The 14,953-nt window shown below is 73.5% G+C and carries 15 protein-coding genes; 7 read left to right on the top strand and 8 right to left on the bottom strand.

Annotated elements, in window-relative coordinates:
• Window positions 1–191: 191 nt before the first annotated feature.
• From ACFWGN_RS17370 to ACFWGN_RS17360, 3 genes are all read right to left on the bottom strand, one after another.
• Window positions 192–1,661, bottom strand: a complete 1,470-nt coding sequence (locus ACFWGN_RS17370) for a hypothetical protein (RefSeq protein ID WP_377618579.1) — start codon at window positions 1,659–1,661, stop codon at window positions 192–194.
• Window positions 1,662–1,752: 91 nt separating this feature from the next.
• A complete protein-coding gene (locus ACFWGN_RS17365; protein WP_377618577.1) occupies window positions 1,753–2,904 on the bottom strand; it encodes a hypothetical protein in 1,152 nt (383 codons plus the stop codon).
• A 107-nt stretch (window positions 2,905–3,011) separates the two neighbouring features.
• The gene (locus ACFWGN_RS17360; RefSeq protein ID WP_377618575.1) at window positions 3,012–4,130 is read right to left on the bottom strand and encodes a VIT1/CCC1 family protein; all 1,119 of its coding nucleotides are present in this window, start codon (window positions 4,128–4,130) and stop codon (window positions 3,012–3,014) included.
• Window positions 4,131–4,253: 123 nt separating this feature from the next.
• On the opposite strand from ACFWGN_RS17360, the gene ACFWGN_RS17355 reads away from it, so the two are divergent.
• The 7 genes from ACFWGN_RS17355 to ACFWGN_RS17325 all read left to right on the top strand — a co-directional run bounded on the left by ACFWGN_RS17355 (window position 4,254) and on the right by ACFWGN_RS17325 (window position 11,019).
• A complete protein-coding gene (locus tag ACFWGN_RS17355; RefSeq protein ID WP_056652896.1) occupies window positions 4,254–4,631 on the top strand; it encodes an FKBP-type peptidyl-prolyl cis-trans isomerase in 378 nt (125 codons plus the stop codon).
• A 282-nt stretch (window positions 4,632–4,913) separates the two neighbouring features.
• Window positions 4,914–5,504 (top strand): ribonuclease H, encoded by a 591-nt coding sequence (locus tag ACFWGN_RS17350; protein ID WP_377618573.1) that lies wholly within the window; start codon window positions 4,914–4,916, stop codon window positions 5,502–5,504.
• Window positions 5,505–5,682: 178 nt separating this feature from the next.
• Complete coding sequence (locus ACFWGN_RS17345) at window positions 5,683–6,663, top strand: DNA-3-methyladenine glycosylase family protein (RefSeq protein WP_377618572.1); 981 nt, start codon at window positions 5,683–5,685, stop codon at window positions 6,661–6,663.
• Between the two features lie 271 nt (window positions 6,664–6,934).
• The gene (locus ACFWGN_RS17340) at window positions 6,935–7,993 is read left to right on the top strand and encodes an iron-siderophore ABC transporter substrate-binding protein (RefSeq protein ID WP_377618570.1); all 1,059 of its coding nucleotides are present in this window, start codon (window positions 6,935–6,937) and stop codon (window positions 7,991–7,993) included.
• A gap of 13 nt (window positions 7,994–8,006) precedes the next feature.
• The gene (locus ACFWGN_RS17335; protein ID WP_377618569.1) at window positions 8,007–9,065 is read left to right on the top strand and encodes a FecCD family ABC transporter permease; all 1,059 of its coding nucleotides are present in this window, start codon (window positions 8,007–8,009) and stop codon (window positions 9,063–9,065) included.
• Window positions 9,062–10,141 carry a FecCD family ABC transporter permease gene (locus ACFWGN_RS17330; RefSeq protein WP_377618567.1) on the top strand — a complete coding sequence of 360 codons (1,080 nt, stop codon included), beginning with the start codon at window positions 9,062–9,064 and terminating at the stop codon, window positions 10,139–10,141. Before ACFWGN_RS17335 ends, ACFWGN_RS17330 begins: the two co-directional genes overlap by 4 nt.
• A gap of 2 nt (window positions 10,142–10,143) precedes the next feature.
• Window positions 10,144–11,019, top strand: a complete 876-nt coding sequence (locus ACFWGN_RS17325; protein ID WP_377618565.1) for an ABC transporter ATP-binding protein — start codon at window positions 10,144–10,146, stop codon at window positions 11,017–11,019.
• A gap of 134 nt (window positions 11,020–11,153) precedes the next feature.
• On the opposite strand, the gene ACFWGN_RS17320 is transcribed toward ACFWGN_RS17325, so the two are convergent.
• The 5 genes from ACFWGN_RS17320 to ACFWGN_RS17300 all read right to left on the bottom strand — a co-directional run bounded on the left by ACFWGN_RS17320 (window position 11,154) and on the right by ACFWGN_RS17300 (window position 14,903).
• Window positions 11,154–11,315 carry a hypothetical protein gene (locus tag ACFWGN_RS17320; RefSeq protein WP_377618563.1) on the bottom strand — a complete coding sequence of 54 codons (162 nt, stop codon included), beginning with the start codon at window positions 11,313–11,315 and terminating at the stop codon, window positions 11,154–11,156.
• A gap of 215 nt (window positions 11,316–11,530) precedes the next feature.
• The gene (locus ACFWGN_RS17315) at window positions 11,531–12,202 is read right to left on the bottom strand and encodes a DsbA family protein (protein ID WP_377618561.1); all 672 of its coding nucleotides are present in this window, start codon (window positions 12,200–12,202) and stop codon (window positions 11,531–11,533) included.
• A gap of 139 nt (window positions 12,203–12,341) precedes the next feature.
• Window positions 12,342–12,950, bottom strand: coding sequence for a DinB family protein (locus tag ACFWGN_RS17310; RefSeq protein WP_225220413.1), 609 nt, complete (start codon window positions 12,948–12,950; stop codon window positions 12,342–12,344).
• 122 nt (window positions 12,951–13,072) lie between these two features.
• A complete protein-coding gene (locus ACFWGN_RS17305; protein WP_377618559.1) occupies window positions 13,073–13,975 on the bottom strand; it encodes a serine hydrolase in 903 nt (300 codons plus the stop codon).
• Window positions 13,968–14,903, bottom strand: a complete 936-nt coding sequence (locus ACFWGN_RS17300) for a LysR family transcriptional regulator (RefSeq protein WP_377618556.1) — start codon at window positions 14,901–14,903, stop codon at window positions 13,968–13,970. Before ACFWGN_RS17300 ends, ACFWGN_RS17305 begins: the two co-directional genes overlap by 8 nt.
• Between the last annotated feature and the right edge of the window lie 50 nt (window positions 14,904–14,953).

Raw genomic sequence — 14,953 nt, 5'->3', positions numbered from 1 at the left:
TACCCGGACCAGCATGTGTTTTCTGTGGAGCCACCACAATTGTGGTGGCTCCACAGAAAACACTCCCCGGTCCCCCACCCGGCAGAAGAGACCGAGTCAGGGTCGGGCAGGCGCGCTCGAGGCCGGGCCGTCCGACGGATCGGACGGCCCGGCCCTTCGGTTCACCCGAGCGTCAGCGCGCCGGGATCACCTCAGTCCGCGGAGCGGACCCCGGCTCCACGCGCCGGCACGCGTCGACGCACCAGGAGGCGGACCGCCTGGCCGAGGAGGACGAGGATGCCGGCGAACACCAGCAGCCCGTAGTCCCCACCGGTCGTCGCGAGCGATCCAGGCATCGCCGCCGTGACCGAGGCCGCGGCGACCGTTCCGGATCCCGTCACGACCTGACGGCTCACCGTCTGGACCGTGTCCGTCGAACCGGCAGGGTCGGTTGTGGTGGTGGGCGTGGTCGGGTCGACAGGGCCCGTCGGGTCGACAGGGCCGGTCGGGTCCGTCGGGTCCGTCGGGTCGACAGGGCCGGTCGGGTCCGTCGGGTCGACGTCTGCCGCAGCGGGGCACCCGACCGTGGCGTTGCCCAGGAGGCCGACGCCGAGGCAGGACACGTCCACCGGGACGGTGATCGGCAGGCTCACGCTGACATCGGGCAGCGCCCCCAGCAGACCGTCACCCCCGAGGAGCCCGTCCTCACCGACGACCCCGCCCAGCAGGCCACCGTCGGCACCTCCGCCCACGACGCCGGTGAGCAGTCCGCTGCCGTCGCCGCCGAGCAGCTCGGCCACGAGCCCGTCCTCACCGAGAAGTCCCCCGAGCAGGCCGTCGCTGGCCAACCCGCCGAGCAGGCCGTCCTGGATCCCCGTGACGCCTCCGGCGCCAGTAGCCGTGCCGGCACCAGCACCAGCACCAGCACCGACCGTCCCGTCCCCGAGAACCCCCGCCGCGACGTCGGTCACGGTGACCGGGACGGTCACGGGAACGTCGACCGAGATGCCGTCCGCAGGCAGGCCTTCAGCGGGGGCTGGCGCGGACGACGGGACCGGGGTGGACGACGAGACGGTCGCATCCCCCAGGACCCCTGCGGCGATGCCCGAGACGTTCACCGGGATCGTGACCGGCACGTCGATGTCGATGTCCGCAGGGTCGGTGACCGCCCCAGGTGCCGGCACCGGAACGGGCGCCGGGGCCGGAGCGGGTGCCGGGGCCGGAGCGGGCGAGCTCACCGCAGCGTCCCCCAGGACGCCCACGGCGACGGACGAGACGTCCGCCGGGATCGTGACGGGCACGTCGATGTCGACGTCCGCGGGGTCGATCACCGACCCAGGCGCCTGTGCCGGTGCCGGTGCGGGAGCCGGGGCCGGAACGGGAGCAGGTGCCGGAGCAGGAGCGGGGGCCGGGGCCGGGGCCGGGGCCGGCGAGCTCACCGCAGCGTCCCCGAGGACGCCCACGGCGACGGACGAGACGTTGACCGGCACGTTCACCGGGACGTCGACCGTGACGTCGGGAAGGACCCCGACGACCTGGCTGAGCGGGACGTCGACCCCGAGGTCGAGTCCGAGGTTGCCGAGGAGGTCGCCCTCGGAGGCCTGGGCCGAGACGGCCCCGACGGCCAGCAGGCCGCCTGTGACGAGCGCTGTCTGCAGCGCACGACGAACGTAGGTGTGCATGATCGTTTCTCCTTGCATGACGTGGACGGCGCGCCGCGAAGGGGCTGCGCCGGATGGCTCGTGCCGCGCACACGGGCGCGACGTGGCCAGGTCATGCAGGGGAGACGGGGACCTCGAAGAACGTGGAGGTATGGGCCGCTCGCGCCTCGGCGTCGGGCAGGGCCCAGAGCGCCGAGGGCGCGAAGAACGGGGAGGCAGCCCCCAGGGCCGAGTCACCACCGGAGCCACCACGAGGCGACACGGTGCTGGAACCGCCCGACGGGGCAGCGGACTCGACGCCTCCGGGCGCGGACAGAGGGCTCCCCAGGGGTTGGCGGACCGGGCTGGTCAGCACGGCCGAGGAGGTGTCCGAGGCCGACGCGAGCGAGCCGAGCGGCGCCTCGTCACCGAGCCGGCTGGGCGCCGTGGCCGCGAGCGCTTCCGCCCCGAGCACCGGTGACGCCACGTCAGGGACCGTCGCTCCCCCGTCCGGTCCGGGTACCACGTCAGGAGCCGGGCGAGGTGCCCCGTCCGGAACGGCACCGACGTCGTCGACCCCCTTCCCGGGAGCTGTCCCGCCGGGGGCCTCCTCGTCGCCCCCGCCCGGAACCGTCCCGGGACCCGTCCCCGGAAGGATCGGGTCCACGACCGGAGCCAGAGGATCCAGCACCGACCCGAGGACCGGGTCGAGCACGTCGACCACGGGGGCCAGCGGGTCGAGCACCGGGGTCAGGACGGGAGCGAGCGGCTCGACGATCGGCGTGACCACCGGGGCCAGCGAGTCGGCGACCGGTGCGGTCACCGGGGCAACCGTGTCGAGCACGGGCGTGACCACCGGGGCGACGGCATCCACCACGGGCTTCGCGACCGGTGCCACGACCTGGGCGACGCCTCCTGTGACGGGGGCGACGACGTCGGTCACGGGTTTGACCACAGGAGCCACCGGGGCGGCGACCGCCTCGACGACCGGCGCGACCGGCTTCGCCACAGGAGCCACGACCTGCTGCACGACCGGGTCGAGCACGGGCTTGACGACGTCCTGCACGACGGGGGTGACGATCGGCTCGACGACCTGCTGGACCGTGCCCGTCACGGGGGCGAGGAGCCCACCGAGGCCGAGCGGGTCGTCGGCCGCAGCGGCCGAGCCCGCGGTCCCGATCGCCACGAGCGTCCCGACCCCGGCGCCGACGCCGGCAACCAGTCCGCGCACGAGCCAGCGCCGTGCGCGAGAGCGCACGGGGAGAGCTGCGGCAGACCTGGGCATCGGCATCCTCGTCGTGGAACGGTCGTACGAGTTCTCACCGTAGGAGAGGCCGCGGCACTCCGCACGCCGACCGCCGGCTCTTCACCCGAGCACCCCGAGCACCCCGACTACCCGACCGTGGTCCCGAAGGCCAGCCCCAGCGCGTACGTCGCGGCGGCCGCGCCGAACCCGATCGCGATCTGGCGCAGCGCACGCTTGACCGGCGACGCGCCCGACAGCAGCCCGACCGTGGCTCCCGTGCCGAGCAGCGCCAACCCCACGAGGGCGCTCCCGACGAGCACCGCGACCCCACCCTCGAGGCCGAACAGGTACGGCAGCACCGGGATGAGCGCGCCCGACGCGAAGAAGAGGAACGACGACACGGCCGCCCCCATCGCCGAGCCGTGCGTCTCGAACTCGTCGACCTCGGCGGCAGGCGCGATCACGGTCGCCGCGGTGTACGTCGACAGCACCTCGCCCGCGTGCTTCTCGGCCTCGTCGGGCGTCAGGCCACGGGCCCGGTAGACGAGTGCGAGCTCGTTGGCGTCGACGTCGAGGTGCGGCAGCGCGGCCGAGGCCAGCGGGCTGGGCGTCGACGCGTCGAGCAGCTCGCGCTGCGAACGCACCGACACGTACTCGCCCGCACCCATCGACAGCGCGCCGGCGAGCAGCCCCGCGAGGCCCGTGAGCAGCACGGTCTCGTTCGACGCGCCCGACGCCCCGATCCCCAGGATCAGCGCGAGGTTGGACACCAGTCCGTCGTTCGCGCCGAACACCGCGGCGCGGAACGTCCCCGACATGCGCATGCGCCCGCGCGTCGCGAGCCCTCGCACGACCTCCTCGTGGATGCGTTCGTCGGCCGCCATCGCGGCGGTCGCGTCGACGTCCGACTCGTACGTCGAGCGGGCCTCGGCCCGCTGCGCGAGAGCCAGCACGAACACCCCGCCGAACCGGCGCGCGAACAGCCCGAGCGACCGGGTGCGCCAGTCGCCGCGCAGGGGCTTGCCCACGTCGTCGCCGAGCAGCGCGAGCCAGTGGTCCTCGTGGCGCTTCTCGGCGTCCGCGAGCGCGAGCAGGATCTCCTTCTCCTCGCCCGTGCGGCGGGACGCGAGGTCGCGGTAGGACGCGGCCTCGGCGCGCTCGTCGGCCAGGTACTGGCGCCAGCGACGGATCTCCTGAGGGGTCCGACGGCGGGCCTCGCCGGCGTGCGCGGGCACGCCGGAGGTCGGGGCAGCGGGGGGAGTCATGCGTTCATCATGGCAAGAAAAGGGCCTCCGTGGGTTTCGGGATCCCCAACTTTTCCGCACGGTTCTGCGGTTCGCGGGAGTTCCGACAGCCGCTGCGGGGGCGACCCGTGGTTGGATCGGAACATGTCCGAGAACACCGAACGCACCCGTCCTGAGGTCGACGCCCCCGAGGGCCCGGCCCCCACCGAGCTCGAGGTCGTCGACCTGATCGTCGGCGACGGCGCCGAGGCGCAGCCCGGCTCGACCGTCAACGTCCACTACCTGGGCGTCGAGTACGACTCCGGCGAGGAGTTCGACTCGTCCTGGAGCCGTGGCCAGTCCATCAACTTCCCGCTCCGCAGCCTCATCGCGGGCTGGCAGCAGGGCATCCCGGGGATGAAGGTCGGCGGGCGCCGCAAGCTCGTCTGCCCCCCGGAGCTCGCGTACGGCCCGGCAGGCGGTGGCCACCGCCTGTCCGGCAAGACGCTCGTCTTCGTGATCGACCTGCTCGGCGTCAGCTGACCACGGCCTGATCACACGTCGCCCTCGCTCCCCCGGTCACCGGTGGGGGCGGGGGCGCCGTGCTGTCCGCGCCTCGTGCGGCCACCGCGGTCGCGGCTCGTCCGAGGCGTCCGTCACCCCGGTCCCGGTGTCACCCGGGTGCCCGACGACGGAGCGCGCCGAACGCGCACGGGTGCGCTCCGCCGTCGGGCACGCACCAGGCAGACGGCGGTCCCGGCGCCCCCGAAAGTCGGGGACAATGGGCGCGACGGACTTCCGACTCCGATGAGCGAGGACGCACAAGTGATCACTGTCAGCACCGACGGCTCGTGCCTGGTCAACCCGGGTGGAGCGATCGGTTGGGCGTGGATCAACCACGACGGAACCTTCGACTCCGGTGGCGCAGCCAGCGGGACGAACCAGGTCGCAGAGCTCCAGGCTCTGCTGGAAGCGGTGCGCGCACACCCCGGCACCGAACCGCTCCTCATCGAGTCCGACTCCCAGTACGCCATCAAGTGCGCGTCGGAGTGGCTCGAGGGCTGGAAGCGCAAGGGGTGGCGGACGGCCGGCGGCAGCCCCGTGAAGAACCTCGAGCTCGTGCAGGGCATCGAGGCCGCGATCCAGGCCCGCCCCGGGCCGGTGCGCTTCCGGTGGGTGCGCGGGCACGTCGGCAACCACTTCAACGAGCGGGCCGACCAGCTCGCGGGTCTCGCGGCGCAGGACTGGGCCGCCGGGCGCGGCGAGGAGCGGGCCACGCTCGCCGGCACGGACGACCTCGCGGTCGCACCCGCCAAGCGGCCCGCCGCTGCGGGCCGTCCGGCCGCCAAGGTCGGGGCCACGGCCGCGAGCCGGGCCGCCGCAGAGGCCTGGACCGAGTCGACGCTCTTCGACTGACCTCGCGAGCTGCCGAGGAACGGGCTGATCGTCGAGTACTGGATGCAGATCGACAGGGCAGGCCTGACGGCACAGCTCGTCGGCTGACGTCGGGTGCCGAGCACGAGGTTGCGTTCGTTCTGGGGTCGTCCGCGACCGCAACCTCGTGCTCGGCAGCCCGTCCTGCGACACTGGGACGATGACCGCGTCTCCGCTCTCCGCACCGGCGCTCCCCGGGGCACGGGCGGTCGACGGCTCCCCCGACCCGCTCCCCCTCGCCCTGCACTCCGAGCGCCCGCTCGACCTGCGGTCGACCCTCGCGAAGCTCTCCCGCGGCCCCTACGACCCCACGTTCCGCCTGGTGCCGAGCGGCCCGCAGGCCGGTCTCTGGCGCACGAGCCTCTTCCCGACCGGACCCGTGACCTACCGCCTGGTGCAGGCGGGGGTGCGTGACGTCGTCGGGCAGGTGTGGGGGCCCGGTTCCGGTGAGCTCGCGGCGTCGCTCCCGTCGCTCCTCGGGGAGCCCGACGACGCAGCCTCCTTCGCGCCTCCCGCCCGCCTCGCGGACGCGCACCGCCGGCACCCCGGGCTGCGCGTCCCCCGCACCGGGCGGGTGCTCGAGGCCCTGGTGCCCGCGGTCCTCGAGCAGAAGGTGCAGACCGTGACCGCGCACCACGCGTGGCGCCGGCTGGTCACGCGGTTCGGGACGCCCGCGCCAGGGCCCGCCCCCGACGGGATGCGTGTGGTCCCCGACCCCCGGACCTGGGCCACGATCCCCACGTGGGAGTGGCACCAGGCCGGCGTCGACCCGCGGCGGGCACGGACCGTGGTCGAGTGCGCGCGCGTCGCGCGCCGGCTCGAGGAGTGCGCCGCGATGGAGCCCGCTGCCGCGCAGGCGCGGTTGCAGCTCGTGCCCGGGGTCGGGGTGTGGACGGCCGCCGAGGTCGCGCAGCGGGCGCTCGGCGACGCGGACGCGGTGTCGGTCGGGGACTTCCACCTGGCCAAGGCCGTCGGGTGGGCGCTGACCGGCGAACGGACCGACGACGCCGGGATGCTGCGGCTGCTCGCCCCCTTCGCACCGCACCGGTACCGCGTCGTGCGGCTGCTCGAGGTGTCGGGGCTGGGGCACGCGCCGCGGCGAGGGCCGAGGCTGTCGATCCAGGACCACCGGGGGAACTGAGCACGAGGTTCCGTGCGGTCGAGCACGAGGTTGCGGTCGCTATGGCCGTCATTGCGACCGCAACCTCGTGCTCGGCACCTCTCCTCGGCAGCGGCACCGGCACCCGCCCCCAGTCCGGCCGCTCCCCGACACCTCCCGGCCGGGAGATGACACAGTGTTGTGAACGATCCCACGGCTTTCGCTGCGCCCCACCACCCGACGCTCCCAGCCGATGAGGTTAGCCTTACCTCTAGCACCATCTTTCCCCGCGCAGCATCGACCGAGGAGCATCATGTCTCGCACCATCTCTCGACGGCTCCGGCCCGCGGCACTGGTCGCCGCGACCGTCGCCACCGCCTTCGCGCTCGGCGCCTGCTCGGGCGGGTCGACCGACGCCGCCTCGACGCCCGCCACCGACGCCGCCGCGTCCGAGGGTGCCTTCCCCGTCACGATCGACAGCGCGCTCGGCGAGGCCGTCATCGAGTCCAAGCCCGAGCGCGTCGTGACGTGGGGCTGGTCGACGCAGGACGCCGTCCTGGCACTGGGCGTCGTGCCCGTCGCCATGCCCGCCTACAAGTACGGCGGCAACGAGGACGGCGTGCTCCCCTGGGTCGCCGAGAAGCTCGACGAGATGGGCGCCGAGACGCCGACCCTGCTCTCGGGCGGCGACACGAGCGAGGTGCCGTTCGAGGAGGTCGTCGCGGCCGAGCCCGACGTCATCCTGGCCCCCTACTCGGGCATCACGCAGGAGGAGTTCGACAAGCTCTCCAAGATCGCGCCCGTCGTCGCCTACCCGGACCAGCCGTGGGCGCTGTCCTGGCAGGACCAGCTCGACATCGTCGGTGACGCCCTGGGCCTGTCCGACGAGGCCGACGCGCTGATCGAGGAGACGAACGCCGGCATCGCGGCCCAGGCCGCCGAGTTCCCGGTCATCGAGGGCAAGTCGTTCCTGTACGCGGCGGCCAACACGGCCGACCAGCTCAACGTCTACCGCGCCGAGGACCCGCGCGTGCAGGTCGTCGAGGACCTGGGCATGACGCTCTCCCCGAGCGTCGAGGAGCTCGACGCCGACCCGACCGCCGGCACCTTCTGGTACCCGCTGAGCTACGAGAACGTCTCCAAGATCGACGCCGACGTCCTCATCATGTACTTCGCGACGCAGGCCGACGTCGACACGTTCGTGGCCGACCCGGTCATCGCCGCGATGCCCACCGTGGCCGAGGGCCGCTTCGCCCCGATCGTCGGCGAGTCGTTCGTCATGGCGTCGAGCGCCCCCACCGCGCTCTCGATCCCGTGGATGCTCGACCAGTACGTGCCGCAGCTCGCGGCCGCCGCCGAGAAGGTGTCGTAGTCTCGCACCACCCATGAGCACGACCCACAGCACAGACGCCGGCACGGGCCGGGCGACCTCTCGTCGCCCGGCCCGTCGTCGGCGTCTCGTCATCGGACTCGCCACCTTGCTCGTCGCGCTGGTCGCGGTGTGCGCGCTGAGCCTCGCGGTCGGGGCCAACGCGCTGCCCCTGAGCGTCGTCGTGGACGCCCTCACGAGCTACGACCCGACCAACCCCGACCACCTCGTGGTGGTCGAGAAGCGCGTGCCCCGCACGCTCGTGGGCCTGGTCGCGGGGGCTGCGCTCGGCGCCGCGGGCACCCTGATGCAGGGCCTGACGCGCAACCCGCTCGCCGACCCGGGCCTGCTCGGCATCAGCGCGGGGGCCTCGCTCTTCGTGGTCGGCGCGATCTCGTTCTTCGGCGTCTCGCAGGTCGGCGGCTACGTGTGGTTCGCGTTCGCCGGCGCGGCGGTCGCGGCGGCCGTGGTCTACGGCGTCGCGAGCGTCGGGCGCGAGGGTGCGACACCCGTCAAGCTCGCGCTCGCCGGAGCGGCCGTGACGGCGGCGCTGACGTCGGTCGTGACCGCGGTCCTCCTGGTCGACCGCGCGGCGCTCGACCTCATGCGCTTCTGGCAGGTCGGCTCGCTCGCGGCCCGCGGCTCGACCGTCGTGTGGCAGGTGCTGCCGTTCGTCGTCGTGGGCCTCGTCATGGCCCTCGCGCTCGGGCGATCGCTCAACGGCCTGGCCCTGGGCGACGACGTCGCGCGCGGTCTCGGCCAGGACGTGAACCGCACGCGCGTGGTCGCGGGCATCGCGATCGTCCTGCTGTGCGGGGCCGCGACCGCGGCCGTCGGCCCCGTGGCGTTCGTGGGGCTCGTCGTCCCGCACGTGGCGCGCTACGTCGTCGGCCTGGACTACCGGTGGGTGCTGCCCTACGCGGCCGTCGCGGCGCCCGTGCTGCTCATCGGGTGCGACGTGATCGGCCGCGTCGTGGCCCGGCCGGGCGAGCTCCAGGTCGGTGTGGTCACGGCCGTCGTGGGGGCTCCCCTGTTCATCGCGCTGGTCCGGCGCGGGAAGACGGTGTCGCTGTGAGCGCCCCGGTCACCGTGCCGCACGGCGTGCCCGACGGCGCCGATCACCAGGGCGTCGACGTCGCCCGGGCCTCGCGTCACCGCGGGCGGGTGCGCGAGACGCGCCTGGTCACCGGCCTGTCGGTCGCGCTCGTGGCGCTCGCGGCGGTCGGGCTGACGCTGGGTGACGCGGCCGTCCCGCTGTCCGGCATCCTCGACACGGTCCTGGGCCGTGCCGACGTCCTCACGCAGTTCGTGGTCGTCGAGCTGCGTCTGCCCCGCCTCCTCACGGCGCTGGTCGTGGGGGCCGCGCTCGGGCTGTCGGGCGCGCTGTTCCAGTCGATCGTGCGCAACCCGCTCGCGAGCCCTGACATCATCGGGATCACGCAGAGCGCGAGCGCTGCGGGCGTCCTGGGCGTCGTGGTCCTGGGGATCAGCGGGCTCGCGCTCACGGGGCTCGTGCTCGCCGGGTCGCTCGTCGCGGCCGTCGCGATCTACCTGCTTGCGTGGCGCGGCGGCGTGGCCGGGTACCGGCTCGTCCTGATCGGGATCGGCGTCGCGGCCCTGTGCATGAGCGTGGTCTCGTGGGTCCTCACGACGAGCGACGTGCGCGACGCGCAGGCCGCGCTCGTGTGGATCACGGGCTCGCTCGCGCGCTCCGACTGGTCGACGCTCAACCCCCTGCTGATCTGCTTCGCGGTGCTCGTGCCGCTCACGGCCATCCTGGCCCCGCGGCTGCGCTCGCTCGAGCTGGGCGACGACGCCGCGGCGGCGCTCGGGATCCGGGTCGAGCGCTCCCGGCTCCTGCTGATCCTCGTGGCCGTGGGGCTCGCGGGCTCGGCCGTCGCGGTCGTGGGCCCCGTCGCGTTCGTCGCGCTCGTCGCGGCCCCCATCGCCCGCCGCACCCTGGGCGACGGCCGGCTCGCGCTCGTGCCCGCGGCGCTCGTGGGGGCCCTGCTGGTGCTGGGCTCCGACCTCGTCGCACAGTTCGCGATCCCCGACGTGACGCTGCCCGTGGGCGTCGTCACGGGGATCGTCGGCGCCCCCTACCTGCTGTGGCTGCTCGTGCGCACCAACCGTTCCGGACGCGGAGGCTGAGAATGACCGACCACCCCGAGACCACCGGGGGCGCGCCCGGGGCGAGCGACGCCGTCGGGCACCGTGCCGACGCGCGGACCGCCGGGACGCACACGCTCGCAGCCGACCACGTGTCGCTCGCGTACGACGAGCGACGCGTCGTCGAGGACCTGAGCCTCACGGTCGCAGCCGGGAAGATCACGTCGATCGTCGGCTCCAACGGGTGCGGCAAGTCGACGCTGCTCCGCGGCCTCGCACGCCTGCTCAAGCCTGTGGGCGGGGCCGTCCTGCTCGACGGCGAGGACATCCGCACGCTGCCCACCAAGCAGGTCGCGACCACGCTGGGCCTGCTGCCGCAGAGCCCCGTGGCCCCCGACGGCATCACGGTCGCCGACCTCGTGGGCCGCGGCCGCTACCCCCACCAGGGCTGGTTCCGGCGCTGGACCGCGGGCGACGACGAGGCCGTGGCCGACGCGCTCGCCTCGACCGGCACGCTCGACCTGGCCGAGCGGTCCGTCGACGAGCTCTCGGGCGGGCAGCGGCAGCGCGTGTGGATCGCGATGGCGCTCGCGCAGCGCACCGACCTGCTGCTGCTCGACGAGCCGACGACGTTCCTCGACATCGCGCACCAGATCGATGTGCTGGACCTGCTCGTGGACCTCAACGAGTCGCGTGGGACCACTGTGGTCATGGTGCTGCACGACCTCGACATGGCGTGCCGCTACTCCGACCGCCTGGTCGCGATGCGCGACGGCCGCGTCCACGCCGAGGGCGCGCCGGGCGACGTCGTCGACGCCCGGATGGTGCGCGAGGTGTTCGGCCTGGACTCGCTCGTCGTGCCCGACCCGATCACGGGGACGCCGACCCTCGTGCCGATGGGGCGCCACCACCGGGGCTGAACCTGCGTCCCGTCGACGGCCGTGCCGAGAACGTCGACGGCCCTGCCGAGAACGGGGTTGCGGTCGATCTGAGCCTCAGGACGACCACAACCCCGTTCTCGAGCGCACGGAACCTCGTGCTCGGCGGGCGGGGGTCACTCCGGGAGAGCGCACACCCCGTCGACGCACACCGCGGCGTCGTCGTTGCCGATCATCGTGAACGGCGCGGCGGCCTCGGCGGCCGAGACCGTCATGAGGGTCGTGCGACGCGGGTTCGCGATCGAGTGGAAAGGGCTGTCCTGGATGGTGTCAGTCATGGGATCTCCTGAAGTCACGTGCTGCGATGCTCGTGGCGGGTGGGCGGGCATCGTCTCGAGGGGAGGACGGATGCACTGCCACCGAGGACCAGCGACGCTGCGGGTTTCCCGACAGTCTGGCTGATACTCGGTCGCATTTGCTACCGCTCCTCCTGTGATCTCGGTCGCATTCCACGTGGTAGGTGGGTGCGTCCCGAGGAGGACGGAGCGGACGATCAGGCCACGGACTCCGCGGCGTCCGCGACGACCTGGTCGAGGACCTGCGTGAAGACGGCCGGGTCCTGCGCGCCCGAGACCCCGTACTTTCCGTTGAACACGAAGAACGGGACGCCGCTGATGCCGTAGGCGCGAGCCTGCGCGATGTCCTGCTCGACGGCGTCCTCGAAGTCACCGTTCTCGAGAGCCGCGCGGACCTCGTCGGCGTCCAGGCCGACCTCTGCGGCGAGCTCCGCCAGGTCGTCGACACGACCGACGTGGCGACCCTGCTCGAAGTACGCCTTGAGGAGGCGCTCCTTCATCTCGACCTGCTTGCCGCGGGACTTCGCGAAGTGCAGCAGCTCGTGCGCCTTGAGGGTCTTGGTGTGCTGGAGAGCGTCGAAGTCGTACGCGAGGCCCTCCGCCGCAGCGACGGCCGTCATCTGCCCGAGCATCTGCTCGACCTGGCCCGCGGGCATGCCCTTGTGCTTGGCCAGGAAGTCGACCTCGGTGCCCTCGAAGTCGACCGGGGTGTCCGGTGCGAGCTCGAACGAGTGGTACTCGATCTCCACCTCGGGGGCGTCGTCGCGGCCCGAGAACCCGGCCAGCGCCGTCTCGAAGCGGCGCTTGCCGACGTAGCACCAGGGGCACGCCACGTCGGACCAGATGTCGACCTTCACCTTTTCGCTCATGACCGGTTTCAACGACCGGGACGTCCTGGGGATTCCCTGGGACGGTGTGATCCTGCCGACGGACGCCTCGGCGCAGTCCGAGCCGGTCGGCGTCGGCGGTGCCCGGGCAGCCGGGCAGCCGGGCAGCAAGCCGACCGGCTCAGCCCGCGTGCCGCGCCCGGTAGAGGTCCTGCAGCACCATGATCTCGGCGCCGTGGTGGATGAGCTCGCGGTTCATGTGGAGCACGAGGTGGCCGAACGGCGCCTGCGCGTCGATCTCGGTCGCCTGGCCGAGCCCGACCGTGAAGACCTGGTCCTCGGGGAGCGAGTCGACGCCGTCGCGCCACAGGTCCACCCAGCGCGTCAGGCCCGTGATCGCGGGATCCACCTCGCCCGAGAATGCGACGGCGTCCCGCCGGGCGATCCGGTCACCGAACGTCCACTCCCACCGCTCGAAGAACGCCTCGGTGAGGTGCGCGACGAGCCAGGCGATGGTCCGCGGCTGGGGCGAGTCGGAGCCCTCGGGCCACTCCATGACCCACTCACCGACCCCGAGAGTGCGGGGCGTGCGCTCGTCGCCGCGCCGCACGACGCGCAGCGCGTCGGGCCCGGGCTCCCACTCGAACTCCTCCTGCTCGAGGGTCACGAGCCGTCCCAGGACCTCGAGCCACGAGAAGCCGAGCTGGCCGCGCACCATGGCGAGCGGGGTCGGGACGGTCAGCACGGACCAGTCGAAGGCGGGGCTGCCGTAGGTCGCGTCGTCGCTCATGCGTGGCTCCTGGGTGCGGGGTCGGGGTTCGCTCGTGCCCGACGGCGCCGCGCGCCCCGGGCGTCCTGCTCTCCTCCGCGATCATCCCCCGGGGCCCGGGTGGTCCGCCTGCGGGGGGCCGCTCAGCGTCGCGATCGCAGCTCGTCGTGGAGCGCGCGGGCGGCGAACCCGAGGGCCTGCTCGGCCGCCGGCTGGATCCGTGCGGGCACGGTGGACTCGCTCAGCACGGCGATCGCGAACGTCGAGCCGTCGTGGTGCTCGACGACCCCGACCTCGTGCCGCAGGTGCAGGAACGTCCCGGTCTTCGACGACCAGGTCGACGCATCGCTCTCCAGGTCCGGTGCGAGCCGGTTCCGCAAGACGTTCCTGGCCAGGAGCGCACGGGTCCTCTCGACCGTCGCCCGGTCGAGCCGCTGTCCGGTCCACACCTCCCGCAGCAGCCGGACGAGCCCCCGGGCCGTGCCCGCGTTCGCCTGCGTGACGTCGAGCTGCGGGACGAGGTGCCCCCGTCCCTCGGTCGTCGAACGGATGGCCAGGGAGAGCGCGAGATGCAGCTCGTCCGGGCCGAGGCGGCTCGCGAGGGTGCGGTGGAGCTCGTGGATGGGGTGCCGCAGCGTCACGTCCGTGATCCCGAGCGCGCGCAGCGTGGCGTTGACCTCGCCCGGTGGGCACAGCGCGAACAGAGCATCGGCCGCGGTGTCGTCGCTCAGGCAGGTCGCGAGGTACAGCAGGTCCTCGACGGCAACGCTCGCGGGATGGGCGAACTGCGAGAGCCCGGTCGGCCCCGGCGTCCGCTCGGAGCTGCCGAGCGTGACCACCGCCGACAGGTCGACCGTCCCCGCCGCTGCCCGCTCGAGGACCGCGACCAGGAGGGGGAGCTTGACGACCGAGGCGAGCGGGTAGGGCACGTCCGGCTCGATTGCGAGCTCCCTGCCCGTCCCGAGATCCTGCACGAGGACCGAGGCCCGGAGGCCCGCTGCGTCGAGCACCCGGACGGCCTCCCCGACCACCGACCCGTCACCCACGGACGCGCTCCAGCCCGGTCTGCGTCGCACTGTCGCTCGCGTCGTCGGCCCCGAGCACGGTCACGACGGCAGACGAGCAGAGTGCGACGAACCGCGCCGCGAGGCTCTCGTCGGCCGCGCCGACGGCGTACGCCCGCACGAGCTGCTGGTCGCCGAGGGGACGCCACCGCAGCTCGTAGGTCGAGGCCTCGGGCCGTGTGCAGAGGACCAGGTCGTCGGACACGAGGATCTCGGACAGCGCTCGCACGGTCGACTCCGCGACGCGGACCTGGACGGGAGCGAGCCCCGCCTCGTCCCGGACCCGCTCCATCCGGTCGCGGACGTGGGGCACGTCGTCCTCGGGCTGGAGCCAGAGCCGGCGCAGCGCTCCGGTCGGCCGTCGGCGCGAGGGGCGCAGCTCGGACAGGTGGAACGTCCCCGTCGCGTCGTCGTCCGGGTGGGAGCCGACCCCGAGCCGTGCGGTCCAGCGCGCCCGGTCCGAGGGGACGTTCTCGAGGAAGAGCGAGGTACGCCCGGAACGGAAAGCCTCGGCGCGTTCGGCCGGGTTCCCCGCGACGGGGGCCAGCGGGAGCCGCCCGGCAGCACCGGCCGCGCACAGCTCTGCCAGCACGAGCGCTGGTACCGAGGGAGGGACGCCCACGCTCAGCGGGCGCGCACGAGAGCGTCTGGCGTCGTCGACCAGGTCGGCGGACGCACCGACGAGGCGGGCGGCGCTGGGCAGGACCCCGCGGCCGAGCGCGGTGAGTGCGACCCGCCGCGACGTCCGGTCGAACAGCAGCCCGCCCAGATGGGCCTCGAGGGCACCGATGCGTCGGCTCGCCACGGACTGGCTGATGCCCGCGGCCAGGGCGCCGGCCGTGAAGCTCTCCCGGTCGGCGACGGCGACGAACGCCTCGCACGCTGCCAGGACATCGAGTGATCGACCCATGGATGCCACTCTTGCATCGATGGGGGCATTTCGTGCTTTGTCTGCATCGA

Origin of the sequence: Oerskovia sp. NPDC060338 (assembly GCF_042726295.1) — a bacterium.
Lineage (GTDB): Bacteria > Actinomycetota > Actinomycetes > Actinomycetales > Cellulomonadaceae > Oerskovia > Oerskovia merdavium.
This window is presented reverse-complemented; position numbering and strand designations above follow the sequence as displayed.

What these genes read in the sequence shown, in the direction of transcription:
- ACFWGN_RS17370 (WP_377618579.1), bottom strand. Translation starts at nt 1,661, where the DNA reads ATGCACACCTACGTTCGTCGTGCGCTGCAGACAGCGCTCGTCACAGGC.
- ACFWGN_RS17365 (WP_377618577.1), bottom strand. Translation starts at nt 2,904, where the DNA reads ATGCCCAGGTCTGCCGCAGCTCTCCCCGTGCGCTCTCGCGCACGGCGC.
- ACFWGN_RS17360 (WP_377618575.1), bottom strand. Translation starts at nt 4,130, where the DNA reads ATGACTCCCCCCGCTGCCCCGACCTCCGGCGTGCCCGCGCACGCCGGC.
- ACFWGN_RS17355 (WP_056652896.1), top strand. Translation starts at nt 4,254, where the DNA reads ATGTCCGAGAACACCGAACGCACCCGTCCTGAGGTCGACGCCCCCGAG.
- ACFWGN_RS17345 (WP_377618572.1), top strand. Translation starts at nt 5,683, where the DNA reads ATGACCGCGTCTCCGCTCTCCGCACCGGCGCTCCCCGGGGCACGGGCG.
- ACFWGN_RS17340 (WP_377618570.1), top strand. Translation starts at nt 6,935, where the DNA reads ATGTCTCGCACCATCTCTCGACGGCTCCGGCCCGCGGCACTGGTCGCC.
- ACFWGN_RS17335 (WP_377618569.1), top strand. Translation starts at nt 8,007, where the DNA reads ATGAGCACGACCCACAGCACAGACGCCGGCACGGGCCGGGCGACCTCT.
- ACFWGN_RS17325 (WP_377618565.1), top strand. Translation starts at nt 10,144, where the DNA reads ATGACCGACCACCCCGAGACCACCGGGGGCGCGCCCGGGGCGAGCGAC.
- ACFWGN_RS17320 (WP_377618563.1), bottom strand. Translation starts at nt 11,315, where the DNA reads ATGACTGACACCATCCAGGACAGCCCTTTCCACTCGATCGCGAACCCG.
- ACFWGN_RS17315 (WP_377618561.1), bottom strand. Translation starts at nt 12,202, where the DNA reads ATGAGCGAAAAGGTGAAGGTCGACATCTGGTCCGACGTGGCGTGCCCC.
- ACFWGN_RS17310 (WP_225220413.1), bottom strand. Translation starts at nt 12,950, where the DNA reads ATGAGCGACGACGCGACCTACGGCAGCCCCGCCTTCGACTGGTCCGTG.
- ACFWGN_RS17300 (WP_377618556.1), bottom strand. Translation starts at nt 14,903, where the DNA reads ATGGGTCGATCACTCGATGTCCTGGCAGCGTGCGAGGCGTTCGTCGCC.